Genomic DNA, 503 nt, shown 5'->3' with positions numbered 1-503 from the left:
CTTCCAGTCGGTGTCGACATTGCGGCCACCGCCGGCCGGCGGATCGTCCGAGCCATCCTTGGGTCGGAAGCTCTTGTGGCTGGCCCATGCCTGGATCAGCGTGCCATCGACCGAGAAGTGCTCTCTGGACAGCAGCCCTTGCTTGTCGGCCAAGCTCATGACTTCGGTAAAGAACGCTTCCACCACTTCGTGCTCGAGCAGACGATCGCGGTTCTTCGAGAATACCGAGTGGTCCCAGACGGCGTCTTCAATCGCCAGCCCGACGAACCAGCGGAACAGCAGGTTGTAGCGCATTTGCTCCATCAGCATGCGTTCGCTACGCACCGAGTAAAACACTTGCAACAGCAGCGCGCGCAGCAGTTTCTCGGGCGCAATCGATGCTCGGCCGCTGTCTGCATAGATCGTGCTGAACAGTCCATTGAGCCGCTTCAGTGCCTGATTGACCAGCAGCCGAAGCGGCCGCAACGGGTGATCGGCCGGCACGAAGTCTTCCAGCTTCACCG

General features: G+C 60.6%; 1 pseudogene. It reads right to left on the bottom strand.

The features are described from left to right. Positions 1-501: pseudogene (locus BO1_RS49145) on the bottom strand (IS5-like element ISButh5 family transposase); the annotation flags it as partial. Positions 502-503: the final 2 nt, after the last annotated feature.

The sequence above is a fragment of the Paraburkholderia oxyphila NBRC 105797 genome, assembly GCF_000685075.1.
Taxonomy (GTDB): Bacteria; Pseudomonadota; Gammaproteobacteria; order Burkholderiales; family Burkholderiaceae; genus Paraburkholderia; species Paraburkholderia oxyphila.
Note: the sequence above shows the minus strand (reverse complement) of the source record. Positions and strands in the feature narration are given on the sequence as shown.